Raw genomic sequence first — 25150 nt, 5'->3', positions numbered from 1 at the left:
CTGTATAGAAGCAACGCTTAACACCCCAAATTGTTTGCGGGTTTAGTCGTTATCGTCTTTAATGGAGTAAACCAGTGCAATAACTAATGCGCCTAACAAGGATATCAATCCGAACGACCACCGCAAACCGGCAGCCTGGGCTATAAAGCCAATAAACGGCGGAACGATCAAAAATCCCAAATAACCAATGGATGATATTGAAGCCAGCGCGGTACCGCTGCTCATAGTGGTTGATTTACCCGCCATCTGGAAAACCATGGGCACAATGCACGATACGCCAAGCCCTACCAATATAAACCCGGCAATAGTTGTGGGAACGTAAGGAAATAATACCGACAACAGCAACCCGCAAAAGATAAACACACCGCTAAAGCGTAAAATGTTTTTTATCCCGAACCGATTCACACTGGCATCGCCTACAAATCGGCCGGTGGTCATGGCTATCATGTAGATCACAAAGCCGCCGGTTGCCGTGGCTTTGTCAACATGGATCACCTTTCCGAAATATATGGCGCTCCAATCATACATGGTATTTTCGCAGGCCATACTGGCAAAGCAGATGAGCGAAAAAGCAATCAATGATTTATCAGGCAATGTAAACAACTTTTTTTGAGGCTGCGGAACAGGTTGCTGGTAAATAGTACCCTTTATAAACCACAGTGTAAACACAATAAGCAATATGCTTACACCCAGTAAATGATAGCCTGTGCCGATATTATAATACACCATAAAATAACCACCCGCGGCACCGGCAAAACCGGCAAGGCTCCAGATGCCATGAAAGTTGGCCATGATGGACCTGTCGTACAAAGCCTGTACGGCCACTGCCTGGGCGTTAGTTGATATATTGAACAGGTTACGCGATACTCCGAAACAAAACAGCACCAGTATTAATTGCCACACACTGGTAGCCAAACCTATGAATGCTAAAACAACACTAAAAAACAGGCTGCCAAAAAGCATAACCCGGCGGCTGCTGTATTTACTTAACAAATGGCCGGTTACGGGCAAAGTCAATAACAAGCCAATGGGCATGGCAAATAATACGCCGCCTAATTGTGCCTCGTCTAAATGCAGCTGATGTTTTATGGTTGGGATGCGTGATGCCCATGAAGCATACCCAAATCCCGACAGGAAAAAGAAAACAGCATTGGCAATGCGCAATTGCTTAGGCGTACGTGGCGCGGATATTTTAGTAGCAGCAGTCAATGTGCAAAATTAAGCATTGACCAGGCAAGTGATATTAAAATATCAATATAAATGTACCACCGATAATTAACGCTGCGGCTATCCCGGTTTTTAGCGTAATGCTTTCGCCTAAAAATACGGCTGCTAATATTATAGATAATGCTACGCTCAATTTATCAACGGGTGCCACCTGCGACACCTTACCCAGTTGCAGCGCCTTAAAATAACAGATCCAGGATAAACCCGTAGCGCAGCCTGAAAGAATTAAAAAAGTCCAGTTTTGCCGCGTAAGGCTGCCTATGGTATTGTTGCTGCCCTTAACAAATACAATGGCCCATGCCAGTATGATGATCACCACGGTACGTATGGCCGTAGCCAGGTCAGTATCAACCCCTTTGATACCTATTTTTGCAAACAAGGCCGTAAGGGCCGCGAACAGTGCCGAAAGTAAAGCGTAGATCCACCACATAATTTTATTTTTAAGCTGTAAAGTTCAATAACAATTCTGTGTAAAACTTGTTGCGCGCTTTGTATTTAATTGATTTGCGCTATCTTTAAAAAAACCTGTCGCACCTTGCAAGACCAACTATCTGCCACACAAACTAATAAAACGGTCATCGTAATTGGTATCATTATAGCAGCCGTCTTTCCATCGGTAGCAATGGAGTTGTTTGGCAGGTTACATATTATGCCTACCCAATCTTTATTTTATTCGCGGTTTATTTTTTGGGGCGAGGTGCTTTTTTTGTGGTGGTATGCCGAACAGTACGAAAACCAAAAGCTCATCATCTGGAAAGAAAAAGAATCGGGCGTAAACTTTATTATAAAATGGATCTGTTTTCTTTTTCTACTTGCTATGGCAGCCAACATGGTGTCTGCCATAACCAAGCTATTGGGCTTTCCTGAAAACTACCCCCTGATGCGTGCCATGGCAAAATTCTTGTCAGATAAACCTTTCCTGATAATTTTTATATCCGCGACTGCGGGCTTTTGCGAGGAGGTTATTTTTCGTGGATATGTTTTAACCCGCCTGACATCATTTTTCAAGAATGAATATATTCCGGTAATTATTTCGGGCGTATTATTTTCGGCAATGCATTATAAGTACCATAGTGCGCGCGAGTTTGTGTTCACGTTTCTATTTGGTATGATAGCCGGCCTGCACTACAATTACTACCGTAATATCAAGCCACTTATTATTGTTCATTTTTTAGTTGATTGGGCGGCACTTTCGCTTTTGCACCACTTTGTTAAATAAACAGTAATTGTTATGTTACTACAAATTTAATCCAGATTTATATCTTTATTTTAGCCTTGTAATACCCTCATAGCTATCATCTGATGAAATTGTTTTTCAGCGTTATCTTACTAATTTTCACTTACACAGCATCGCTGGCTCAAAGCAATTCGTTAAATTATTACCTGGATGTTGCCAAAACAAACAGCCCCCTGCTAAAGGATCTGCGCAACCAGATAGCTTCAAACCAAATAGACAGTATGCGCATAAAAGCCGGCCTGCGACCGCAAGTGGCAGTTAACAGCGCCGGGCTATATGCACCTGTTATTAATGGTTATGGCTATTCGGCAGCTATTACCAATGAGCATACGTTGAACGGTTTGCTGGGTGTTAACCAGGCCATTGTAGGCAGTAAAAATGTGAATGAGCAAGTGCTTACCGTATCGTTACAAACGCAAACGTTTACCAATACCATAAAAATATCAGAGCAGGATTTGAAAAAATCAATCACCGCGCAATACATAACTGCTTACGGCAGCTTGCAGCAATATGATTTTAACAAAGAAATAGTTGACCTGCTTGCAAAAGAAGATGAGGTATTAAAGAAGTTGACGCGCGCTAACGTTTACCGGCAAAGCGACTACCTGTCATTTTTAGTTACCTTAAAACAAGCGCAGTTACAGCTATCGCAATCAAGGGCGCAATATAAAAACGATTACGCTACACTCAATTACCTGGCAGGTGTGACCGATACGGCCATGATTGCCATAGCCAAGCCCGATATTGAAAAAACCGTAAAGGTAAGCCCGGCCCAAAGTATTTTTTTTAACCAGTTTAAGGTAGATAGTTTAAAGCTGATCAACAGCCGCCGCTTGCTTGACTTTACTTACAAACCCAAAATCAACGCCCTTGCGGATGTCGGTTTTAACAGCGATTTTACCGGGCAGGAATATAAAAATTTTGGCCTGAGCGCCGGTTTTACCCTTTCCATCCCGATATATGACGGCGGGCAGCGAAAACTGGCCTATAAAAAGTTGAACCTTCAAGAAGATACCCGCCAAAATTATAAGACGTTTTTTGATATGCAGTACCGCCAGCAACGGGCGCAGTTAAATCAGCAGATCACGGAGAATGAAGCCTTACTTGCGCAGGTAACCGACCAGATGAAATACATTGAAAGCCTGATAAAAGTTGACACGCAACTCATGCAAACCGGCGATCTTAAAATTGCCGACCTGATACTGGCCATAAACAATTACCTGGCTGTAAAGAACCTGTTTACACAAACTACCATAACAGGCCTGCAACTGACCAACCAATTAAATTACTGGAACAAATAACTCATGAAGATATTGTGCACCTATAAATTTTCCTTTTTTGCGTTAAGCCTGCTTATGCTGCTGGCCGCCTGTAAGGGTAAAGACGCGGCCGGCGACGAAGCAGATGCGAAAACAGAAGCCATAACCCCGGTTACCGTGACTACCGTAAATGACAGTACTTTGGTAGATTATACCAACCTGAACGCTACATCAACCTTTCAGCAGAAAAATATTGTGAAGGCCAATGCCAACGGGTATGTACAAAATATCAATATCCACCCGGGCCAGTATGTCAATAAGGGACAGGCACTTTTCAGTATCAAGACAAAGGAAGCACAAAGTATTGGCAATACCATTAACATTTTAGATACCACGTTTAAATTCTCGGGCGTCAACAAGATAAAAGCACCCGAGCATGGTTACCTTACCCAACTGAACCACCAAAGCGGCGATTATGTACAGGACGGCGAACAGCTTGCCGTAATAAGCGACCGCGCAAGTTTTGCCTTCGTGATGCAATTACCTTATGAAATGCGGTCGACTGTAAAACCTGACCAGGATGTACTGCTTACCCTACCCGATGGCAGAAAAATGAACGGCAAAGTGAGCGCGTTTATGCCATCGGTTGACACTGCTTCGCAAACCCAGGGTGTAGTTATCAAGATACCAGCCGATAATACCATCCCCGAAAATCTGATCGCCAAAGCAAGGATCATTCGTTCATCAAAATCAAATACGCAGTCATTACCCAAAACAGCGGTACTGACCAACGAAACCCAGACAGATTTTTGGGTAATGAAACTGATCAACCCTACCACGGCAATTAAAGTACCCGTTACCAAGGGCATTGATGTTGGCGACAGGGTGGAGATCTTATCGCCAAAATTTACCCGGCAGGATCAAATTATAGTTACCGGTAACTACGGCTTAACAGATACCGCCAAAATTAAAATAGTTAAATAATGACGCCTGTAAAAGACTTCTTTATTTCGCATAAAAAACCACTGGCGCTGGTACTGGTATTAATTATTGCTGGGGGTATCTTTGCATATACACGGCTGCAAACCTCGCTTTTCCCCGAGATCACGTTCCCCAAGATAAAGATCATTGCCGACGAGGGCCTGCAACCCGTAGACAAAATGATGGTTACGGTTACTAAGCCATTGGAGAATGTTGTTAAACAGGTGCCCGACCTACAAATTGTACGCAGCACCACCAGCCGCGGCAGCTGCGAAATATCGGCCTTTATGAGCTGGAATGCTGATATGGACCTGAGCCAGCAACGTATCCAATCGGCTATTGACCAGATAAAGAACGATTTGCCTGCCGATGTAAATATCAGCGTGCAAAAAATGAACCCGTCGATCTTGCCTGTTAGCGGGTACACTTTAGAAAGCCATAACCGCTCGCCGATCGAGTTGCGCCAGCTGGCAACTTATACCATTAAGCCCTTTTTATCGCAGGTTGATGGTGTATCAGAGATCAGGATAATAGGCGGTAAGATAAAAGAGTACTGGCTTATCCTTAATCGCCAAAAAATGAGCAGCCTGGGCGTAACGCCCGATGTTATTACCAACGCGCTGGCGCAAACCAACTTTGTAAAATCGGGCGGTTACCTGTCTGACTATAAAATGCTGTACCTGGCCGTTACCGATGCCACCATTGCCACCAAAGAGCAGTTGCAAAACATGATCGTGAGCAATGACCGTAAGCGTATTATCCAGCTAAAGGATATTGCCTATGTGGAAATAAACGAGGGCATTGAATACACTCGCATTAACGCCAACGGGCATGATGGTGTACTGGTAGCTGTAATTAAACAGCCAAACGCAAACCTGGTATCGCTGTCAACTGCTATGGCTGATAAGGTGAAAGAAATGCAAAAGATCCTGCCTGCCGATGTCACCATAAAGCCCTACTATATCCAGGCTGATTTTGTAAACGATTCTATAAAAAGTGTGAGCGACAGCTTATGGGTGGGTTTACTGTTGGCAATAATTGTAGCCATTATATTTTTACGATCATTAAAAGCAAGTATCGCCATATTAATAACCATCCCCGTAACGCTAAGCCTCACTTTGCTGGTGTTGTATTGGGTGGGCTATACCTTCAACATCATGACGCTGGGCGCTATTGCCGCGGCCATAGGCTTAATTATTGACGATGCCATTGTGGTTGTCGAGCAGATCCACCGCGCTCATGAAGAACATCCAAACGAACTGACCAGCAAACTGATCCACAAGGCTGTAGACTATTTGTTCCCGGCAATGGTAGGATCTTCTATAAGTACCATTGTAATTTTTGTGCCGTTTTTATTGATGACGGGTGTTGCAGGTGCTTATTTCCAGGTGCTGACCAATACCATGATCATCACATTGGTATGCTCATTTTTTGTAACGTGGATGGGCCTGCCGGTTGTTTACCTGCTGCTTACCCGCAAGCCAAAATCTGCCGATCTGTTAAAGGCGAAAAAAGAAAAGCCGCACCGTGTTCCCAAACAACAATGGGTGCGCTGGTTCATATTGCGCCCATGGTTAAGTTTTGCCATCATCATCGGTTTGATTGTGGTGATCGTACTTATTCCGGGAACGTTAAAAACCGGTTTCCTGCCGGATATTGATGAGGGCAGTATTGTTTTAGATTACTCCTCGCCTCCGGGCACTTCGTTAGAAGAAACAGACCGCATGCTGCGCGAGGCCGAAAAGATCATCATCAAACAACCCGAAGTTGAAGCCTACTCGCGCCGTACCGGCACGCAGATGGGTTTCTTTATTACTGAACCGAACCGTGGCGACTACCTGATCCAGCTAAAAAAGCAACGCGATAAAAGTACCGATGAAGTAATCAGCGAACTGCGTAAAAAAATCTCGTCAACCCAACCTGCCCTGGTGATAGATTTCGGGCAGGTTATAGGCGATATGCTGGGCGACCTGACCACCACCGCCGAACCTATCGAGGTAAAAGTTTACGGCGATGATCAGCATAAACTGCAAGAATTATCCAAACAGATTGCCGACGCGCTAAATACGGTAAAAGGCACGGCTGATGTTTTTAACGGCATTGTAATAGCGGGGCCTTCTGTAAGTATTGTGCCTGATTATGATAAACTGGCGCAATATAATGTAACCCCTGCTAACCTGCAGGCACAAACGCAAACCGCTCTGGAAGGAAGTATCGTTGGTAATTTACTTGATAAACAACAGCTATCAACTATACGAATGGTTTATCCGGGCAATCGCTCATTGAGTATATCGGGGGTAAAAGATCTGAATATATTTTTACCAAAGGGTAATATGATCCCGATCAGCAGACTGGCAACAGTAGAACTAAAACCCGGCGATGCCGAAATAAACCGCGAAAACCTGCAATCCATAGGCGTGGTAAGTTCACGCATTGAGGGCAGCGACCTGGGTACGGTAATGCCGGCCATTAAAAAAGCGGTAGCCAAAATAAACCTGCCGCAAGGTTATCACATAGAATATGGCGGTGCCGATGCCGAGCAACAACAATCGTTTAAAGAGTTACTGACTATTTTGATAACTGCTTGTTTACTGGTTTTTGGGGTGATATTATTCCTGTTCAAACAGTTCAGGATAGCGGTGTTGATCCTGGTGGTATCCGTATTGGGTATTTCAGGTAGTTTACTGGCATTGTTTCTAACCGGCACCCCACTTAACGTGGGCAGTTATACAGGGTTAATCATGATTGTAGGTATAATTGGTGAAAATGCCATATTCACGTTCCTGCAATTTAAACAAAGCGTATTAGACGGCAGTAAAGCAGACGAGGCCATTATCTATTCTATCTCAACCCGATTACGCCCTAAATTAATGACCGCTTTGGGCGCCATCATTGCTTTAATGCCGCTGGCTTTGGGTATTGGCGCAGGCGCGCAATTGCACCAGCCGCTGGCTATCGCGGTAATTGGCGGATTCCTGGCTGCATTGCCTTTGTTGCTCATTGTGTTGCCAAGTATGTTGAAAATCCTGTATCGCAAAGGAGATGTTGATCCGCACGATCATTTAAAAATACATGTTGCATAATACAAGCTTTCTACAGAATCGGTAACGATGTTTGAATAAAAAAACTACGCAATGAAAAAGACCTTTTTAACTGCTGCGGCCATATTACTGGCCGGCATGACCTATGCCCAAACTTATGTATTAGACAAAACCATCAATTTAACGGGCGATGGCGGCTATGATTACCTGTCTATCGACCAAGTAAACAACCGCTTGTATGTATCGCATGGCACTATGGTAAACGTGGTTGACCTGGCTACAGACCAACAGGTAGGTGTAATTGATAACATGAAGGGCGTACATGGTATAGCTATTGACAATAAAGCTAATCGCGGTTTTATCAGTGATGGGCGTGCTAACGCGGTTGTAGCTTTCGACCTGAAGACCTTAAAAACAATAGCGACTATCCCTGTCGACGCCAAAGGACCGGATGCTATTATGTATGATCCTTTTACTGACCGTGTTTACAGCTTTAACGGCGAAAGCAACAATTCGTCGGTTGTAGATCCGAATACGCTTAAACAAGTTGGCACCATTGCACTGGGCGGCGGGCCTGAATTTGCTGTAAGCGATGGTAAAGGCAAAATATACAATAACCTGGAAGACAAGAACAGCCTGAATGTTATTGACGCGAAAGCAATGAAGGTGATCAAAAATTATCCTCTTGCACCCGGTGGCGGCCCTACCGGTATAGCGCTTGACCCGAAAACCAATCGCACTTTTTCTGTTTGTCGTGAAAATAAAGCAATGGAAGTAGTAAATATTTTAACAGGCAAAGTTGTGGCTACCGTACCCATTGGTGCAGGTGTTGACGCGGTAGCTTTCGATCCTGAAACCAAGCTGATCTTTTGCTCGAACGGCGACGGAACTACCACCATCATTAAACAACAAGCCGCTGATAAGTATGCCGTTGTACAAACATTAGCTACACAAACCCGTGCAAAAACATTAGCTTTAGATACTAAAACACATAAGATTTACTTGAGCGTAGCCACCATGGAACAGGGTACCCGTAAAGCAATTCCGGGCACTTTCAAGGTATTAGTTTTTAAACAAGAATAATATTTTTATAACTTATATGTAAAATTTTATAATTATTATTGGAGAATTGAGTTTATAAATATATATCCCTATACAAACTTAAAAAATTGATTTTTATAAAATTTTATGACTAAAAGAACAGACTTTGTCTACTCGCAGGTTGCAGAGCCACACCGTGTACGCACCAAACAAATTTTAAAGCAGTTTCCTAATATGCGGAACCTGATAGGCAAAAATCCAAGTACCATATTTGCGATAATTGGCCTTGTTGCTTTCCAACTGGTATTAGCTTACCTGCTTCGCGACCAATCATGGTGGCTGGTATTTGGCGCTGCTTATTTATTAGGGGCTTTTGCAGATCATGCGCTTTTTGTAATGATCCACGAGTGTGCACACCAGTTATTGTTTAAGAGCCGTTCGGCTAACCGCTGGGCCGGTATGTTGGCTAATATGCCGCAAATTTTCCCAAGTTCTATTTCTTTCGAGCGTTATCATATCAAACACCACTCTTTCCAGGGTGTACATGAGTTAGATGCCGACTTGCCAAACAGGTGGGAAGCAAAGCTTATTAATAATTCATTTTTAGGAAAAGCCTTGTGGTTACTGTTTTACCCGGTATTTCAGATCTTCCGTCTTTCAAGGTTACGCGAGATCCATCCTTTTGATATCTGGGTTTTAGCAAACCTTGCTGTACAAGTAGCATTTACTGCCGCCATATATTATTTTTTAGGATGGCACGCGTTAGCATTTTTAATATTAAGCTTCATGTTTTCTGTTGGTTTGCACCCGCTTGGCGCACGCTGGATACAGGAACACTATTTAACCCATAGTGTTGAGCAGGAAACCTACAGCTATTACGGCGGCTTAAACCTGGTTGCCTTTAACGTAGGCTTTCATAATGAGCACCATGACTTTCCGTCTATCCCATGGAACAAATTACCGCAGATAAAGAAAACCGCGCCTGAATATTATGATACTTTATACTCTCATAAATCATGGACCAAGCTGTTTTTCCGCTTTTTGTTTGATAAAGAGATCTCGTTATTTAACCGGATCCTGAGAAAAGAAAGAGGCAAAGTTGCCCTTACCGACGTATCAAAACCCGATGCGGAAATGGCACATAATTAAATATATACAAAGGCCCTGACGGGGCCTTTGTTATTGAAAATCAAATCTGTTAACATCTTTTAACATAAGTCGTTTAGTTTAGAATTGGGCGCCCCACTCATTTTAAGTACCTTTGCACAAAACGCTTAGCCCCCAATGAGCCGGACTAAAAAATTAAATATACTCATCCCCGTCATATTCGCGTTGTTTTTAGGGGCTTATGCCAGGCATCGGTATATGGTAAGACAGATAACCATAACGGGGCATTTACAGGATAAAGAGATGAACGAGATTTCGGGTATCTCGGCATCGGGCATTGAAAAGGATATTTATTACGTACATAACGACAGCGGTGATACCAGTCGTTTTTTCAGCATATCACCTGATGGCAAATTGATCTCGACGATTTATTTTAAGGGCGCTACTAAAGCCGAAAAGGGTGTAGTTGATTGTGAAGATATAGCCGTTGGCCCCGGCCCTGATAGTAAAAAAAGCTATGTTTATATGGGCGATATCGGTGACAATTACAGCATGCGTAAATTCATTACCATTTACCGGATGGCCGAACAGCCGTCATTTTTTAAAGAAGGCGTTACACATGCAACAGCTACCCCACTCCACTTAAAATACCCCGACGGCCCGAAAGATGCTGAAACTTTAATGGTTGATCCTTTAGAAAAGCTGTTCTACGTAGTTTCAAAAAGACATGATACGGTAGGTATTTACACTGCTCCGCTTGCTTACAAAGCCAATGATACGGTTGTAATGACCCGTCGTGCCAAACTATTTTTTGCCGGCTTTAAGCCATTTAAATGGATAACTGCCGGCGATATATCAAAAGACGGACGCCAGATCCTGCTAAAAAGTTATGAGAAGGTTTATTACTGGAAACGCAATGAGGATGAACCTGTATGGAAAGTTATGCAGGAAAAACCCGAAGAGTTAAATTATCAGCAGGAAAGACAAGGCGAGGCAATTGGCTTTACAGCCGAGGGTAAAGGCTACTATACCACCAGCGAGGGTATTTTCGCTCCTATTTACTACTATAACACCCCTTGATCACGGACGGTTATGATCGGCAGGTTATCTACTTTTAAATCAACAAATAAGACTAACTATTTTGTGTTTCGTTTGTTGAAATAAAAGTTCTAAATTTAAATGAATTATAAAACCACCGATCATGAAAAGAAAAATCATAACTACAAGTTTACTGGTAAGCTGTGCGCTTATTTGTTTTGCTGCCGTAACCGGCCTTGCCGGCAAATGGAAAGGATCGATCAAAACAGCCGATGGTGACGATATTTCACTTACCTACAATTTTAATGTTGACGGCGATAAATTAACAGGCACCATATTTTCACCAAGCGGCGAGCTGAAGATCTATGACGGTAAGATCATAAACGAAAAAGACTTTACTTTTAAAGTTGACGTAAATGATGAGACCGTGCCAAGTACCGGCAAATTTTATGGCGATTCGGTTGTTGTAGTTGCCCTGCTTGACGGACAAAAAGTTCACTCCGTGCTAAAAAAAGTGGCTGATAAAAACTGAGTTAGCATTATAGCAACCTTCATTTAATATTAACAGGTAAGTTAAACTTAACTTATTGTTTACTTAAATCGAGGATAATTTTTTGTTCACATAAGCCGGGTATTTTTAAATAAAACTACTCAGGATTATGAAAACAAGAATCTTAACAACCGCGCTGTTAGTATTAGGTAGTTTTGCTGTATGCCTTGCAGCAATAACCGGGTTAAACGGCAAATGGACCGGCTCAGTAAAAATCACCCCTGAAGATGATATCGCCCTGGTTTACAATTTTAAAGTTGATGGCGATAAATTAACCGGTACAGTGCAATCACCAGATGGTAATGACCTGCCTATTACCGATGGTGTTTTAACAGGCAATGACCTTACGTTTAATGTAAAAGTAGGCAAGTTGGTTGTAATGCACACCGGAAAATATTATGGCGACTCTGTTGTAGTTGCAGCTGATGTGGCAGGCAAAAGCCTGCGCGCCACTTTAAAAAGAGATAAATAATAGTAGTACATAACCGGCCATTGTTACTACTTGTAGCAATGGCCGGTTTTTAATACTCTGCCTATTTGCTTTTGCATCGTTTAGCAATTACCTTTGCAGCGATATGTTAAAGCGTTTTACCGCCATTTTATTACTTGTTACTATGGTTTCGGCCAACTTTTCGCGCTATTTTGTATACGCGGGATTTGAGTTAAACAAGAAATACATCGCCACTAATTTGTGCGAGAACCGCGATAAACCCTGGATGCATTGTAATGGCCATTGCTATTTCATGAAAAAGATCAAGGCTGCGCAGGATGCCGAAAAGAATGATTCGCGCCAGTCACAAAAAAATCTTTTCCAGGAAGTATTTTTTGCATCAGCCACTACAATTACCTTCCACACCCGGTTATTGCGTACCGTGTCAACCCCTTACAACAGTCCGCTTGCTGTAGCTTTTAGCGGCGCTGTTTTCCGCCCTCCGCAGTTAGGTTAAGTTTTCCTTTTTACAGTTTTCAGGTAAATATGCGCTACGCCATAAACGTGGTTTCGCGTCTTTATACCTGATCCTGTACCCTACTACATCCAATTTTTTCTTAACCACAGAAGGCAACTTCTCTTACACATTAATATGAAAAAATATTATATATTTTTTTTGCTGAACTTTTTTACCACCATTGCATTTGCCCAAACCATAACCGGCACAGTTACTGATGCCATTACGCACGAGCCATTACCCGGCGTAATGATCAAACAAGCTGGCACTACCCTATCACAAACCAACGCTAAAGGCCAGTTCACTATCGCCGCAGACATAAAAACAATTACGGTTACCATGGTTGGCTACATCGCTAAAACAGTTGACGTAACCGGCGATAAATTAAGCATAGCGATAGAGCCATCAAATGTCGATCTGCAACCCGTTATCGTATCAGCCAGCCGCGAAGGCGAAGCCAGGCAGGATGCGCCCATTGCTATCAGCAAGATCAATTCGGCCCAGATAAAAGATACCAAAGCCACCGCATTGTACCAACTGCTGAACAAGGTAGCAGGCGTATACATGGTTAATTTAGGTAATGAGCAGCATACCATGGCTATCCGCCAGCCAATCACCTATAATGCATTGTATCTATATATGGAAGATGGTGTGCCTATTCGCCCTACGGGAATCTTTAACCACAATTCGCTTTATGAGATCAACATGAGCGGCGTGAAAGATATCGAGGTGATCAAGGGCCCTGCATCATCACTATATGGCAGTAATTCAATTGGCGGGGCGGTAAACTTCATTACCCAGGGGCCGCCTGCCGGATATGCAGGCAACCTAGCCATACAAGGCGACAATTTTAACTACCGCAGGGTTGATGCCGACGGCGGTTTTACATCGGGCAAGTTCGGTTTGTATGCAGGCGGCTACGTAGCCCATCAAAAAGATAGCTGGCAGGATTATTCCGATTTTGATAAATACTCCGTCAACTTTAAAACCACCTACGCCGTTAACGACCGTACCAAACTGACAGCAAGCGCAGCCTACAATTACTTAAACACCCAAACGCCGGGCAGTTTAGATAGCGCCCACTTTTATAACAAAAGCTATGGCAGCAACCAGCGCTTTACTTACCGCAAGGTTGAGGCCTTTAGGGCAAGCGCTAAGATTGAACATAACTGGAACGATAAGAACAGCACTTTTTTCACCGCGTTCTTCAGGGATAATTCGACCGCCCAGTTACCCAGCTATTATATTGCCGACGTGCGGGATAATACCGGCGCTTACCTGAGTAGCAACGGGCAGATTAATGACCAGAAGTTTCAGAGCTACGGCTTTTTGGTGCAGCACCGCAGTAATTTTGATTTCCTGAATTCGCGCTTAATTGCCGGTGTTTATTTGGATGATAGCCCGAGCTCTTACTATGCACAGTTTTTGGATATTACCAAGGACGTGGCCAATAATTATTATACGTCGTTTACTAATACGGGTAACTATATTGACAATTACCGCATAAAGCTTTTTAATACCGCGGCCTATACACAATATGAGATTAATCCCGTTGAACCGCTGCGTGTAGTGATGGGTTTACGTTATGACCGGGTGCATTATAACTTCACCAACGGTTTAACCAACAACACAAAATATAAGCAGCACGAAATCAACGATTTTAATATTGTTGCCCCAAAATTAGGTTTAACTTATGATCTGGGGGAAAACAAGGGTTTTTATGCCAATTACAGCGTAGGTTTTCAGCCACCTGAAACCGGCGACCTGTATAGTGCCCGCCAGTTAACGCCGCTTAAGCAGGCCACCTTTAATAACTACGAAATTGGGGGCTGGGTATCAGCTTTTGATAAGAAAATGTACATAGAAGTGAGTTTATATGACCTTGAAGGTCATAACGAGATCATCAACCAGCTACTGCCTGATAATACTACCCAAAATCAAAACGCAGGTGCTACGCGTCACCAGGGAATAGAATATGCCATAACTTATGCGCCTGTTAATCAGTTAATTTTTAGATTTAACGGGACAAACGCTAAACATACTTACATTGATTACAGCGAGGTTGCCACCAATTATACCACCAATACCATCTACAGCATCAGTTACAACGGCAAACGCATGAACAACGCCCCTGCCTGGATAGCTAATTCCGAGTTAACTTATAAGCCCAATTACCTGCCGGGATTTAGAATTGCGACAGAATGGCAACATATCGACCAATATTATACCAACCCGGCAAATACCAAAACTTATTCTGGTTATGATATTTATAATTTGCGGTTAGGGTATGACTTTAAGCAAACGCTGGTAAAAGGTGTGGGCATATGGTTTAATGTGCTAAACATGACCAACAAATTATACGCCACCACGGTAACCAGCAATCAATACGGCGACACTTATAACGCCGCTCCACCTCGCACCTTTACCTTAGGTATTAGTTACTCATTCGCTAAAAACTAAATATGAAAACAAGTACCGAACCACGTAATACTGCAGCAAAGCGCAGTTTTTATAAATGGCACCGCATAATTGGTTTAACCGCATTAGTGCCTGTTATTTTCTGGACCATCAGCGGTTTGTCGCACCCGTTCATGTCAAACTGGTTCAGGCCGTATATACCTGTCGAGGTGTACGCGCAGCCAACCCAAAATCAATTAAAACCTGCATTATCCATTCAGCAGGTGCTGGACCAGAATCATATTACCGAATTAAGAAACTTCAGCCTTGTCAGCTTTAATAAAAACACCTATTACCAGGTTATTGACAAGGACAGTGTTTATAATTATTATTCGGCAAACAATTGCAGGTTATTGCCTGACGGAGACAAGCTTTATGCTATTTACCTGGCGAGATACTTTACGCAGGATAGCACATCGGCCATAAAAAGTGCGATGTTGCAAAAAGCGTTCGACGGGCAATACCAACCCATTAACCACCTATTGCCGGTATGGAAGATAGCCCTGAACCGCCCCGATGGCATGGATGTTTACATTGAAACCGCGCAAAGCCGCATGGGCACTTTTAACAACAACACCCGCAAAACTTTTTTGTGGGTGTTTGAACAGTTTCATACGTGGCAGTTTCTGGCAGATCTGGGCGGCAATACGTTCAGACTGATCGTATTGCTCACGCTGGTTAGCATTATGTTTTTAGCTTTACTAAGCGGGCTTATAGTGTATGGCCTGTTCTGGAAAAACTTTAAAGCCGTAACAGATAAGCGCAAACAAAAAGGTATAGAAGATAAAAGGTTTATCCACCGTTATCACCGGCAGATCGGGTTGGGGATATCCTTTATTCTGTTACTATTCATCATCAGCGGCGCGTTTCATTTGGTGGTGCAGTTACGCTACCAAAAAGATAAGCCACAATACGCCCAACTTATCTACCGCAACCAGCTTGGTTTATCTAACCTGCAATTACCACTGGCCGATAGTAACATCAAACGCGTAGCGCTTGCAAGGTTTAACAACCATACCTTTTACCAGGTAACCAATAATAAAAAACAGATTTTGTACTTTGATGCTGTAAATGGCACAGAGCTACAGGATGGTGATAAACAATATGCCGCGTTTTTAGGTAAATATTATGGCGATGATAAAACTATAGGCGATCCGACTATCACAAGGATAGGTCAGTTTGATAACGAATACGGTTTCATCAACAAGCGCCTGCCGGTACAAAGGCTTAGCTATGCTGATGGCCGTAACAGGTATATCGAAACCACATCGGCCAAGCTGGCGGCCGAAGTCGCCGGGATAGACCGTGCCGAGGGCCTGAGCTTTATTTTCCTGCATAAATTTTTCTGGATGACCTGGGCAGGCAAAGATATCCGCGACATTGTGAGTATGTTAGCGGCGTTGACGGTTTTAATAGTTTCGTTGTTAGGCTTTACCGCATTCATTAAAAACAAATAAGCAATGACCAAAGCATTGGTAGTACTGGCATTTATAGGTTTATGCTTAGGCGCATGTAATGCCGGCAAGGATAAACCTGCTAAGAAAAAGCAATATAAATATTACTGCATTATGCACCCCGAAATTGGAGCAGATAAACCTGGAATCTGCTCCAAATGCGGGATGCAGCTAGTTGAACGAGACACTATAAAGTAGCCTTAATTTTACTTTGTGCTTACGTTGATTTTGTAGCGGTATAGTAGTTTTGCATTATGAAGATACAAATATGGTCTGACGTAATGTGCCCGTTCTGCTACATTGGCAAACGCAGGTTTGAACAAGCTTTGCAGCAATTTGAGCACAAAGATGAAGTAGAGATAGAATGGAAAAGCTTTCAGCTTAACCCTAACATGGTAACAGACCCCACCATAAATATTAACCAATACCTTGCCGATATTAAAGGCATAACATTGGATCACGCCAAACAAATGAACGACCAGGTAACCGAAATGGCCGCCGAAGTTGGTTTAACTTATGATTTTGATAAGGCTATTGTAGCCAATAGTTTTGATGCACACCGTTTCGCGCATTTAGCAAAACAAAACGGCTTGGGTGATGAAGCCGAAGAAGCCCTGTTCAAGTCATACTTCACCGAAGGTAAAAACATTGCCGACCATGATGTTTTAGCTGATCTTGGCGAAAGCATAGGTTTAGATAAAGCCGAGGTTTATCATACGCTGGCGGGTAATAAATATGCTATTAATGTTCAGCAGGACATTGCACAGGCTCAGCAGTTAGGTATCCGCGGTGTTCCGTTTTTTGTAATGGACAATAAATACGGGGTATCGGGCGCGCAGGCTGTACCGACTTTTGTGCAAACATTAGAAAAAGCCTATAATGAATGGGCGTTAAACAAACCTGTAAAACTGGATGTTATTGAAGGCGATAGCTGCGAGGTTGGCGGGGATTGTTAAATAAATTAAGCATAATAAAGCGTGTTCGCTTTACTAATAAATATTGTGAGCATCTGCTCTCACTGTTACAATGCAAGCCAGGACGCTTGCATTTTTCATTCGGTTAAGCGTGGACGCTTAACTGGGCATCACTTATCCCTGTTCAAATCACCATCGTTAGGATTTAAGATATATTCAAAATTTTCATACCCGTTATGAAAATGAAACTTAAGCCTTATTTTAGGTATTTCAATATCTAACGACAAAGCCGCCAGGATTTCAGGCAGGTTATCCCTGATCAGTTTAAGATCGGTAACCTTTGGCATTTCAACATAAATACCATCCTCTACGGCTTTAATTTCCCATCCCGGCAGGTTGGCATGCTGCAAAATATCAAGCCACTTTTGTTGATAAGCATTCATAATAGTTATGATTATCTTATAGAAAGGAATAATAAGCGCAATGGTTTTATACAGCGATATTATTTTTTTGACTTTAACCTAACATAAACAAATGTACATTTGACGTTTAATCAAATGATTAATTTTTACTTGTATAAAACAAGTTTATTAACTTTTTGTATAATATAGTCAGGAAATATCTGGTATAAGTAATACCTTTGCCTCAATTAATGGACACTGCAAACAGCACAAGTATTCAGCTTAAAAAAAAGGCCAAAAAGCCTGTAAGCAAGATAAATACCTTTTTAATAAGCCTTTATAATATTAATAAGTTTATTATCCGGTTTTTTAAGGAAGCTTTTTTACCCCCTTTCGAGTTTAAAGAAATTGTAAGGCAATGTTATGAAACCGGGGTACGCTCATTCCCTTTAATATCATTAACCGGTTTTATAGTCGGGTTGATATTTACCAAGCAATCACGCCCGTCATTAGGTCAGTTTGGCGCTACGTCATGGCTGCCGTCTTTGGTATCCATAGCTATTATGCGTGCTTTGGCACCACTGGTAACAGCGTTAATTGCAGCAGGTAAAGTAGGTTCGGGCATAGGTGCCGAATTAGGTTCTATGCGCGTAACCGAGCAGATAGATGCCATGGAGGTATCGGGCACCAAACCTTTTAAATTTTTAGTATGTACCCGCGTGCTGGCTACCACGCTTACCATACCAATTTTGGCTACTTACACAGGTTTGGTGGCTATGCTGGGTGGCTATATCAACGTGGCAGTAAATGAGGGCACTAGCTTTAACACGTTCGTTCAGGAATTTTTTGACCCGCTTACGTTTACAGATTTTACTTCATCGCTTATCAAATCCATCGTGTTTGGGTTTACTATAGGCATTGTGGGCAGCTACCAGGGCTATTACTCTACCAAGGGTACCGAGGGTGTTGGTAAAGCCGCTAACGGCGCTGTGGTAACGGCTATGTTTTTGATCTTTATTGAAGAAATTGTTATCGTACAAATGACCAGTTGGTTCCGCTAAATATAAATTATGTACAAACCAAAGGCACCTATTGATCACACTAACGCGGTTATAACCATTAAGGGACTTGAAAAGTCTTTTGATGATTATCATGTATTACGCGGTATTGACCTTGATCTGTACCAGGGCGAGAACCTTGTGGTGCTTGGCCGTTCGGGCACGGGTAAGTCTGTATTGATAAAGATCATTTCTGGTTTATTACAGGCCGATACCGGATCTATCAATGTATTGGGTAAGGATATCAACAGTATTACAGACAGGGAATTGCAGGAACTACGCATCCGCATAGGATTTTCTTTTCAGAATAGTGCTTTATATGATAGCATGACCGTACGTAAAAACCTGGAGTTTCCATTGGTACGTAACCGCAAGGGCATTACCCGTAAAGAAATAGATAGCGCGGTTGAAGAAGTACTGGAGGCGGTTGGTTTATCACAAACCATCAACCAGATGCCGTCAGAATTATCAGGCGGTCAGCGTAAGCGTATCGGCATTGCCCGTACGTTGATACTGAACCCTGAAATCATGCTGTACGATGAGCCAACAGCAGGCCTTGACCCCATTACCTGTATTGAAATTAATGAACTGATCAACGAGGTTCAGGAAAAATATAAAACATCATCGATCATCATCACGCATGATTTGACATGTGCCAAACAAACCGGCGACAGGATAGCCATGTTATTAGACGGGCAGTTTCAGCGCCAGGGTACTTTTGACGAGGTTTTTGATACAAATGACGAACGGGTAAAACCATTCTTTGATTACAATTTTATAAAATAGATTCATAAAAGCATTAAAATATAATGGAAAAAGCAGAAAATAAACGAGCGGTAATAGTAGGGCTATTTTTAGCCATCGGCTTGATCGTATTTATTCTTGGCGTTTTTACATTGGGCAGCCAGTCAAAAACCTTTTCAAAAAGCATACATGTAAGCGCGGTATTCGATGATGTTTCGGGATTAAAAATCGGTAACAGCGTTTGGTTCTCGGGCGTTAAGGTGGGTAGCATCAGCAAGATCCATTTCATCGGCCCCTCGCAGGTTGATGTGCGCATGAGTATTGACGAAGCTTCACAACAATATGTACACCGTAATGCGGGCGTTCATATTGGCTCTGACGGATTGATAGGTAATAAGATAATTGTAATTGATGGCGGTAGCCCGCAGGCACCTATTATTCAGGATAACGATGTTTTACAAACTGAGAAAGTAACCTCGACCGACGATATGTTAAAGGTATTACAGCAAAACAACCAGAACCTGTTATCAATAACCGGCGATTTTAAAATGTTGAGCCGTAAAATATTACAAGGCAAGGGTACGGTAGGCACTTTAATGGCCGATAGCACCGTGGGGATCCAGTTTAGAAATGCCATGAGCAATTTTCAAAAAGCCAGTGCAAACGCGGCTCAGTTATCCGCGCAGTTACAACGCTTTAGTGTAAAAATGAATAGCAAAGGCGGCCTTGCAGATAAATTATTTACTGATACCACGACATTTGCCAGCATAAAAGCGGTTACTAACCAGCTTAAACAAGCGGCCGCTAATACAACAGATATTACCAATACCTTAAAAGCTACTACTGATAAGTTTAACCGTACAGATAACGCTGTAGGTGTATTGTTAAACGATCCTAAAGCAGCCGCACAGGTACAAAGCACTATACAAAACCTGCAGCAAAGTTCCATCAAATTGAATGAGGACCTTGAAGCAGCTCAACATAATTTCCTGTTGAAAGGCTTCTTTAAAGATCGTGCGAAAGCTAAGGCTGACAGTATTAAGAAGGCTAACAAAAACTAAACTAAGATTTTTTGGATTAGAGGATTTTAGGATAGACAGCAAATTAATCCTATAATCTTCTAAACCTGTAAATCTTAGTCAAACACTTTCCTATTTCATAAGTTTAAATAATACAGGTGGTCTCATACCTGTTCATTTAATTTAACGCCTTATGAAAACTGCAAAACCAAACCCCACAGTAAACACCGGTACTAAAAAGGTTGTTGTTAAATCCCGCGAGGAAATAAAAACTGATTTCCCGATGAGTGAAAAGGACGAGGTAAAAAAAGCGGAACAGAAATTACAGCAGGGGCAAAAAAAGCAAGGCTAATTGTTATAACTTAGCTTTATCATCCGTTAATAAACACGGCTTGATTTAAGTTATGAGAAACCTTTTACTGCTTGTTATAATTACTTTGTCTATTGCTGCCTGCAAACCATCCGCGTCACCGCAGGATCTGTATGGCAAATGGAAATATATCCGTGTGCGTAACCCAAATGCCAGTCCGCCGGATAGTGTTGGTGCTGTTACCCTGCAAGCAGAAAAACCCTACATCCAGTTTACGCAGCAAGACAGCCTGATCATTAACTGGGACAGCAAGGTATTATCGCACGGTACCTTCAAAATAGATGGCCGGAATATCCAATACAAAGAGATCCTGCCCGACGGCAAAACCCGCGAGTTTCCGTTCTATATAGAAGATTTTACAGGTAAACAGATCATTTTCTCAACCAAGGGAACAGATGGATCTGAAGTTACCGCGGTGAAGGAGTAAAATAATTAAAAATAAAAGGTGATACTTAACCCATAATTTGCACATAGTTATAAAAAGACATTTGTATGCAAGGTATCAGCAATTCAGATCAGCAGGCAAGGCGGCAGGAGCTTTTTGTGCGGCTGTATAAAAGCGCGTTCCCGGTTGTGGCTAAATACGTGAGCCGTATGGGCGGAAGCTTTGACGAGGCTAAAGATATTTTCCAGGATGCGCTGGTGGTTTATTATGAAAAGGCTATCGTATCGCCTGCCCTGTTAAATAATGATATCGCCTACCTTGTTGGTACTGCCAAAAACTTATGGATAAAGCGGTACAGGCAAAGCAATCAAAACATACCGCTTGATCTGGTAGATGTGGCATTTGCCGACGAGGAACACCTGTCAAACAACCGCCTGATGCGTTTCCTAGAAACCGCAGGTAAAAAGTGTATGGAGCTGTTAAAAGGCTTTTATTATGATCAGCTATCGCTTACGGAGATAGCCAACGAATTTGGCTATTCGGGCATTCGCAGCGCCACAGTGCAGAAATACAAATGTTTAGAGAAAGTAAGAGAAACCGTTAAAGAAAAAGCGTTGACGTATGACGACTTCATGGAATGAAACCCGGCAGATAGAAGCCCACATCATGGGGACGGCCAACACAGGCGATGCTTTATTATTTGAAGCCAAGCTGATGCTGGATAACGACCTGGCCGACAAAGTGACCTGGCAGCAAAAAACTTACGAAACCATACAGCAATTTGGCCGTCGTCAGCTTAAAAAAGAAATAGAACAAGTACACCAACAACTGTTTACGCAGCATGAGCATACCGGCTTCGCGCAAAAAATAAGGCGACTGTTTAGTAAACAATAAACCAAAAACATCATGAATATTGACAAGAACGAGTTCCGCAAATTTGCGGTGGGGCATTGCCATGTCCAAAAAGATCAGGTAGATAACTACATTTCGACAGTAGAACGAACTTCCATCCCGACCGCCATGACGCCTTATATTACTGAAGAGCGAGAAATGCGGGTATCGCAAATGGATGTATTTTCAAGGCTGATGATGGACCGGATCATCTTTATGGGCGCGCCCGTTGAGGCTAACATCGCCAATATTGTACAGGCGCAATTGCTGTTCCTGCAATCAACCGATGCCAAGAAGGACATTCATATGTACATCAACTCGCCGGGTGGCGAGGTATACGCCGGGTTTGGTATTTACGATACCATGCAATTGGTAAGTCCCGATGTTGCTACTATTTGTACCGGCATGGCGCTGTCTTTTGGGGCGATATTACTATGTGGCGGCGCCAAAGGCAAACGCAGCGCGCTGGCACATTCGCGGGTAATGCTGCACCAGCCCCTGGGCGGTGTGCAGGGACAGGCATCTGATATTGAGATCACCGCCAACCAGGTGTTAAAAGTTAAAAAAGAGCTGTATGATATCATATCAAAACACAGTGGCCAGGATTACCAGAAAGTACATGATGTTTGCGACCGCGACCACTGGATGGTAGCCGCCGAAGCCAAAGAATTTGGCGTGATAGATGAAGTGTTGACCTAAAAAATCAGACAGGTGATTCATTTTAGTATGTGAATCACCTGTTTTGTGTAATTAAGGCTTGTAGCGGATATTGACTTGATTGACTATATTGCATTAACCAATTAGTTTCAATGAAAGCAAAACCCTTCAAACCCTGTCGGTATATTTTCGCGGGCGTAATTTTATTGCTGGCTTTTTCACATCTTGCATCGGCGCAAGACCTGCCGGTATGGAAGCCTGAGATGAACGCAAATGCTACAGGCGACTGGCTGGTTAAGCCCGAAACAAAATTGGCCGGTGTTTACAAAACACCCGATAACAAAAACATTATACTTTACAATGGTTTGGTGAGGCGTAGTTTCCGCATATCGCCTAACGTTGCCTGCTATGATCAGGTAAACCTGCAAAATGGCAAACAACTTATCCGTTCGGTAAAAGCTGAAGCAAGGATAACTATAAACAATAAAGCATATAATATTGGCGGCTTGTACGGCCAAAAAGAAAACGCCTACCTGCTGCCCGGCTGGCTGGACAGTTTCATTGCTAACACTGAAGATTTCCAGTTTGAGCGATACGAGGTATCGCCTATTGCGCCAATAATCAACTGGAAAAGCGACGGATGGTGGGCAAGCAATAAAGATCAGCCAACAGGCAAAACCGTTTCTTTTTTCTATCACTCAAAGCTGAAAGAACTTAAGGGTATAACAGTAGCGGTGCATTACAGCATTTATGATGGTATCCCATTGATCAGTAAATGGGTCACTGTTGACAACAAAACAGCTTCGGCAATTATTATAGGGCGGGTGGTAAATGAAATAATGGGTGTTGTTGAAGAAGAAAGCGCCGTGGTAGGGAGCACTAAAGAAATGCTTACCCCGCAAAGCCTTTATATTGAAAATAACTACGCCTTCAACAATGCCATGCGTTCGCGCTTAAGCGATCAAACCACGCATTGGCTGGCCGACAGCACATACACATCGCAGGTAAACTATGATTACCAAACGCCATGTTTATTGCAGGTTTACCCCGAGAAAGTTACGGCTGTGGAACTTAAACCCCGCGACAATTTTACGTCGGTACGCACTTATGAACTATTGCTAGACAACTACGACCGCGAAAGGCGCGGACTGGCCATACGTAAAATGTACCGTACTTTAACACCATGGGTAACTGCCAACCCCATTTTTATGCACCTGGTAAGTAAAAATGATGATGAGGTACGCACCGCTATTGATCAATGCGTGGCAACCGGCTATGAGGCGTTGATACTGAGCTTCGGCAGTCATTTAAATATGGAGGATACATCGGCAGCAAATTTGAAAAAGTGGGAACGTTTGGCCGAATACGCCCATAGTAAAAACATAAAACTGGGCGGGTACTCTTTATTCAGCTCACGCAAGATAAGCGACAGCGATGATGTAGTCGACCCAAAAACAGGCAAACCAGGCGGCGCTTTTTTTGGCAATGCCCCATGCTACGGCAGCCAGTGGGGATTAGGCTACCGCGATAAAATAAAGAAGTTTTTTACAGCGACAGGGTTCGATATCTGGGAGAACGACGGACCCTACCCCGGTGATGTCTGCGCGTCGACCACGCATCCCGGGCACAAAAATTTAGACGACAGCCAGTGGCGGCAAATGGAAATACAAAAAGAACTATACCATTGGCTTAACCAGCGCGGCGTTTATATCAACGCCCCCGACTGGTATTTTATGGACGGAACCAATAAAATTGCCATTGGCTACCGCGAGGTAAATTTCTCGCTTTCAAGAGAGCAGCAGGTTATTCTTAACCGGCAAAATATTTATGACGGCCTTTGGAACGAGATCCCGAGTATGGGTTGGGGCTTTGTGCCGCTTACAAAATACCAGGGAGGCGGCCCCGAGGCCATATTAGAGCCATTAAGTGAGCACCTTGACGCCTACAAGGCGCTGATGATGGAATATTACGGGTCGGGCGTACAGGCTTGTTACCGTGGGCCACGCTTGTACGATACAGAGGCTACCCGTCAAACAGTTGCCGACGTAATATCCTGGTATAAGAAATACAGGGAGATACTGAATGCAGATATTATTCACCTACAGCGTGCCGACGGCAGGGATTGGGATGGTATTATGCACGTAAACCCGCAACTGAAAGAAAAAGGCCTGATCATGTTGTACAATCCGCTTAAAGAAAAAATAACGCGCACCATTAAAGTACCGCTGTATTATACCGGCCTTAGCCAAACCGCCACATTTTTAGAAAAAGGCGAAACCAAAACCGAAAAAAATATTGATCGCGATTTTACAACCGATTTGACATTTACAATTGGCCCGGAAAGTTATACATGGTTTGTGGTAGAGTAGTAA

General features: G+C 42.9%; 26 protein-coding genes. 23 read left to right on the top strand and 3 right to left on the bottom strand.

The genetic code is table 11. The features are described from left to right. Positions 1–42 precede the first annotated feature (42 nt). Together FO440_RS19860 and FO440_RS19855 are read right to left on the bottom strand one after the other, a co-directional pair. Positions 43–1209 carry an MFS transporter gene (locus FO440_RS19860; RefSeq protein ID WP_144250043.1) on the bottom strand — a complete coding sequence of 389 codons (1167 nt, stop codon included), beginning with the start codon at positions 1207–1209 and terminating at the stop codon, positions 43–45. Between the two features lie 34 nt (positions 1210–1243). Continuing rightward, positions 1244–1657 carry an EamA family transporter gene (locus FO440_RS19855; RefSeq protein ID WP_144250042.1) on the bottom strand — a complete coding sequence of 138 codons (414 nt, stop codon included), beginning with the start codon at positions 1655–1657 and terminating at the stop codon, positions 1244–1246. A 105-nt stretch (positions 1658–1762) separates the two neighbouring features. Between FO440_RS19855 and FO440_RS19850 the strand changes: the two genes are divergently transcribed. From FO440_RS19850 to FO440_RS19785, 14 genes are all read left to right on the top strand, one after another. Beyond that, entirely contained in the window at positions 1763–2446 is a 684-nt protein-coding gene (locus tag FO440_RS19850) for a CPBP family intramembrane glutamic endopeptidase (RefSeq protein WP_144250041.1), read from the top strand. A gap of 83 nt (positions 2447–2529) precedes the next feature. Further along, positions 2530–3765: a TolC family protein gene (locus FO440_RS19845; RefSeq protein ID WP_144250040.1), complete on the top strand. Its 1236-nt coding sequence runs from the start codon at positions 2530–2532 to the stop codon at positions 3763–3765. A gap of 3 nt (positions 3766–3768) precedes the next feature. Further along, positions 3769–4707, top strand: a complete 939-nt coding sequence (locus tag FO440_RS19840; RefSeq protein WP_144250039.1) for an efflux RND transporter periplasmic adaptor subunit — start codon at positions 3769–3771, stop codon at positions 4705–4707. Then, positions 4707–7787 (top strand): efflux RND transporter permease subunit, encoded by a 3081-nt coding sequence (locus FO440_RS19835; protein ID WP_144250038.1) that lies wholly within the window; start codon positions 4707–4709, stop codon positions 7785–7787. Before FO440_RS19840 ends, FO440_RS19835 begins: the two co-directional genes overlap by 1 nt. 51 nt (positions 7788–7838) lie before the next feature. Further along, entirely contained in the window at positions 7839–8828 is a 990-nt protein-coding gene (locus tag FO440_RS19830) for a YncE family protein (RefSeq protein ID WP_144250037.1), read from the top strand. Positions 8829–8933: 105 nt separating this feature from the next. Further along, positions 8934–9935 carry a fatty acid desaturase gene (locus FO440_RS19825; protein ID WP_144250036.1) on the top strand — a complete coding sequence of 334 codons (1002 nt, stop codon included), beginning with the start codon at positions 8934–8936 and terminating at the stop codon, positions 9933–9935. 135 nt (positions 9936–10070) lie between these two features. After that, positions 10071–10973, top strand: a complete 903-nt coding sequence (locus FO440_RS19820) for a hypothetical protein (RefSeq protein ID WP_144250035.1) — start codon at positions 10071–10073, stop codon at positions 10971–10973. Positions 10974–11094: 121 nt separating this feature from the next. Beyond that, positions 11095–11463 carry a glycoside hydrolase gene (locus tag FO440_RS19815; protein WP_144250034.1) on the top strand — a complete coding sequence of 123 codons (369 nt, stop codon included), beginning with the start codon at positions 11095–11097 and terminating at the stop codon, positions 11461–11463. A gap of 127 nt (positions 11464–11590) precedes the next feature. Beyond that, entirely contained in the window at positions 11591–11953 is a 363-nt protein-coding gene (locus FO440_RS19810; protein ID WP_144250033.1) for a glycoside hydrolase, read from the top strand. Between the two features lie 103 nt (positions 11954–12056). Then, a complete protein-coding gene (locus FO440_RS19805; protein WP_144250032.1) occupies positions 12057–12428 on the top strand; it encodes a hypothetical protein in 372 nt (123 codons plus the stop codon). Positions 12429–12563: 135 nt separating this feature from the next. Then, positions 12564–14888, top strand: coding sequence for a TonB-dependent receptor (locus FO440_RS19800; RefSeq protein ID WP_144250031.1), 2325 nt, complete (start codon positions 12564–12566; stop codon positions 14886–14888). Between the two features lie 2 nt (positions 14889–14890). Continuing rightward, positions 14891–16342 carry a PepSY-associated TM helix domain-containing protein gene (locus FO440_RS19795; RefSeq protein ID WP_144250030.1) on the top strand — a complete coding sequence of 484 codons (1452 nt, stop codon included), beginning with the start codon at positions 14891–14893 and terminating at the stop codon, positions 16340–16342. 3 nt (positions 16343–16345) lie between these two features. After that, on the top strand, positions 16346–16537 hold the full coding sequence (locus FO440_RS19790; protein ID WP_144250029.1) for a heavy metal-binding domain-containing protein: 192 nt from the start codon (positions 16346–16348) through the stop codon (positions 16535–16537). Between the two features lie 56 nt (positions 16538–16593). Then, positions 16594–17295, top strand: a complete 702-nt coding sequence (locus tag FO440_RS19785) for a DsbA family oxidoreductase (protein WP_144250028.1) — start codon at positions 16594–16596, stop codon at positions 17293–17295. Between the two features lie 128 nt (positions 17296–17423). Here the strand turns inward: FO440_RS19785 and FO440_RS19780 are convergent, their stop codons facing one another. Next, on the bottom strand, positions 17424–17696 hold the full coding sequence (locus FO440_RS19780) for a hypothetical protein (RefSeq protein ID WP_144250027.1): 273 nt from the start codon (positions 17694–17696) through the stop codon (positions 17424–17426). Between the two features lie 209 nt (positions 17697–17905). On the opposite strand from FO440_RS19780, the gene FO440_RS19775 reads away from it, so the two are divergent. From FO440_RS19775 to FO440_RS19740, 9 genes are all read left to right on the top strand, one after another. Then, entirely contained in the window at positions 17906–18715 is an 810-nt protein-coding gene (locus FO440_RS19775) for an MlaE family ABC transporter permease (RefSeq protein ID WP_144250026.1), read from the top strand. Positions 18716–18724: 9 nt separating this feature from the next. Next, entirely contained in the window at positions 18725–19498 is a 774-nt protein-coding gene (locus FO440_RS19770; RefSeq protein WP_144250025.1) for an ABC transporter ATP-binding protein, read from the top strand. Between the two features lie 23 nt (positions 19499–19521). After that, entirely contained in the window at positions 19522–20517 is a 996-nt protein-coding gene (locus FO440_RS19765; RefSeq protein WP_144250024.1) for an MlaD family protein, read from the top strand. Positions 20518–20668: 151 nt separating this feature from the next. Beyond that, on the top strand, positions 20669–20827 hold the full coding sequence (locus FO440_RS24545) for a hypothetical protein (protein WP_186292727.1): 159 nt from the start codon (positions 20669–20671) through the stop codon (positions 20825–20827). A 52-nt stretch (positions 20828–20879) separates the two neighbouring features. After that, positions 20880–21272: a hypothetical protein gene (locus tag FO440_RS19760; protein ID WP_144250023.1), complete on the top strand. Its 393-nt coding sequence runs from the start codon at positions 20880–20882 to the stop codon at positions 21270–21272. Positions 21273–21337: 65 nt separating this feature from the next. Beyond that, positions 21338–21871, top strand: a complete 534-nt coding sequence (locus FO440_RS19755; protein WP_144250022.1) for an RNA polymerase sigma factor — start codon at positions 21338–21340, stop codon at positions 21869–21871. Beyond that, positions 21852–22124, top strand: coding sequence for a hypothetical protein (locus tag FO440_RS19750; protein ID WP_144250021.1), 273 nt, complete (start codon positions 21852–21854; stop codon positions 22122–22124). The genes FO440_RS19755 and FO440_RS19750 overlap by 20 nt, the downstream gene beginning before the upstream one ends. A gap of 12 nt (positions 22125–22136) precedes the next feature. Next, positions 22137–22820, top strand: a complete 684-nt coding sequence (locus FO440_RS19745; RefSeq protein WP_144250020.1) for a ClpP family protease — start codon at positions 22137–22139, stop codon at positions 22818–22820. A gap of 110 nt (positions 22821–22930) precedes the next feature. Beyond that, on the top strand, positions 22931–25147 hold the full coding sequence (locus FO440_RS19740; protein ID WP_144250019.1) for an alpha-galactosidase: 2217 nt from the start codon (positions 22931–22933) through the stop codon (positions 25145–25147). Positions 25148–25150: the final 3 nt, after the last annotated feature.

This window comes from Mucilaginibacter corticis (assembly GCF_007558865.1).
Lineage (GTDB): Bacteria > Bacteroidota > Bacteroidia > Sphingobacteriales > Sphingobacteriaceae > Mucilaginibacter > Mucilaginibacter corticis.
The sequence above is the reverse complement of the archived record's forward strand: the minus strand, read 5'-3'. Positions and strand labels throughout refer to the sequence as shown.

Coding starts and splice junctions, on each gene's coding strand:
- FO440_RS19855 (WP_144250042.1), bottom strand. CDS start 1,657: ATGTGGTGGATCTACGCTTTACTTTCGGCACTGTTCGCGGCCCTTACG.
- FO440_RS19845 (WP_144250040.1), top strand. CDS start 2,530: ATGAAATTGTTTTTCAGCGTTATCTTACTAATTTTCACTTACACAGCA.
- FO440_RS19840 (WP_144250039.1), top strand. CDS start 3,769: ATGAAGATATTGTGCACCTATAAATTTTCCTTTTTTGCGTTAAGCCTG.
- FO440_RS19835 (WP_144250038.1), top strand. CDS start 4,707: ATGACGCCTGTAAAAGACTTCTTTATTTCGCATAAAAAACCACTGGCG.
- FO440_RS19830 (WP_144250037.1), top strand. CDS start 7,839: ATGAAAAAGACCTTTTTAACTGCTGCGGCCATATTACTGGCCGGCATG.
- FO440_RS19825 (WP_144250036.1), top strand. CDS start 8,934: ATGACTAAAAGAACAGACTTTGTCTACTCGCAGGTTGCAGAGCCACAC.
- FO440_RS19820 (WP_144250035.1), top strand. CDS start 10,071: ATGAGCCGGACTAAAAAATTAAATATACTCATCCCCGTCATATTCGCG.
- FO440_RS19815 (WP_144250034.1), top strand. CDS start 11,095: ATGAAAAGAAAAATCATAACTACAAGTTTACTGGTAAGCTGTGCGCTT.
- FO440_RS19810 (WP_144250033.1), top strand. CDS start 11,591: ATGAAAACAAGAATCTTAACAACCGCGCTGTTAGTATTAGGTAGTTTT.
- FO440_RS19805 (WP_144250032.1), top strand. CDS start 12,057: ATGTTAAAGCGTTTTACCGCCATTTTATTACTTGTTACTATGGTTTCG.
- FO440_RS19800 (WP_144250031.1), top strand. CDS start 12,564: ATGAAAAAATATTATATATTTTTTTTGCTGAACTTTTTTACCACCATT.
- FO440_RS19795 (WP_144250030.1), top strand. CDS start 14,891: ATGAAAACAAGTACCGAACCACGTAATACTGCAGCAAAGCGCAGTTTT.
- FO440_RS19790 (WP_144250029.1), top strand. CDS start 16,346: ATGACCAAAGCATTGGTAGTACTGGCATTTATAGGTTTATGCTTAGGC.
- FO440_RS19785 (WP_144250028.1), top strand. CDS start 16,594: ATGAAGATACAAATATGGTCTGACGTAATGTGCCCGTTCTGCTACATT.
- FO440_RS19780 (WP_144250027.1), bottom strand. CDS start 17,696: ATGAATGCTTATCAACAAAAGTGGCTTGATATTTTGCAGCATGCCAAC.
- FO440_RS19775 (WP_144250026.1), top strand. CDS start 17,906: ATGGACACTGCAAACAGCACAAGTATTCAGCTTAAAAAAAAGGCCAAA.
- FO440_RS19770 (WP_144250025.1), top strand. CDS start 18,725: ATGTACAAACCAAAGGCACCTATTGATCACACTAACGCGGTTATAACC.
- FO440_RS19765 (WP_144250024.1), top strand. CDS start 19,522: ATGGAAAAAGCAGAAAATAAACGAGCGGTAATAGTAGGGCTATTTTTA.
- FO440_RS24545 (WP_186292727.1), top strand. CDS start 20,669: ATGAAAACTGCAAAACCAAACCCCACAGTAAACACCGGTACTAAAAAG.
- FO440_RS19760 (WP_144250023.1), top strand. CDS start 20,880: ATGAGAAACCTTTTACTGCTTGTTATAATTACTTTGTCTATTGCTGCC.
- FO440_RS19755 (WP_144250022.1), top strand. CDS start 21,338: ATGCAAGGTATCAGCAATTCAGATCAGCAGGCAAGGCGGCAGGAGCTT.
- FO440_RS19750 (WP_144250021.1), top strand. CDS start 21,852: ATGACGACTTCATGGAATGAAACCCGGCAGATAGAAGCCCACATCATG.
- FO440_RS19745 (WP_144250020.1), top strand. CDS start 22,137: ATGAATATTGACAAGAACGAGTTCCGCAAATTTGCGGTGGGGCATTGC.
- FO440_RS19740 (WP_144250019.1), top strand. CDS start 22,931: ATGAAAGCAAAACCCTTCAAACCCTGTCGGTATATTTTCGCGGGCGTA.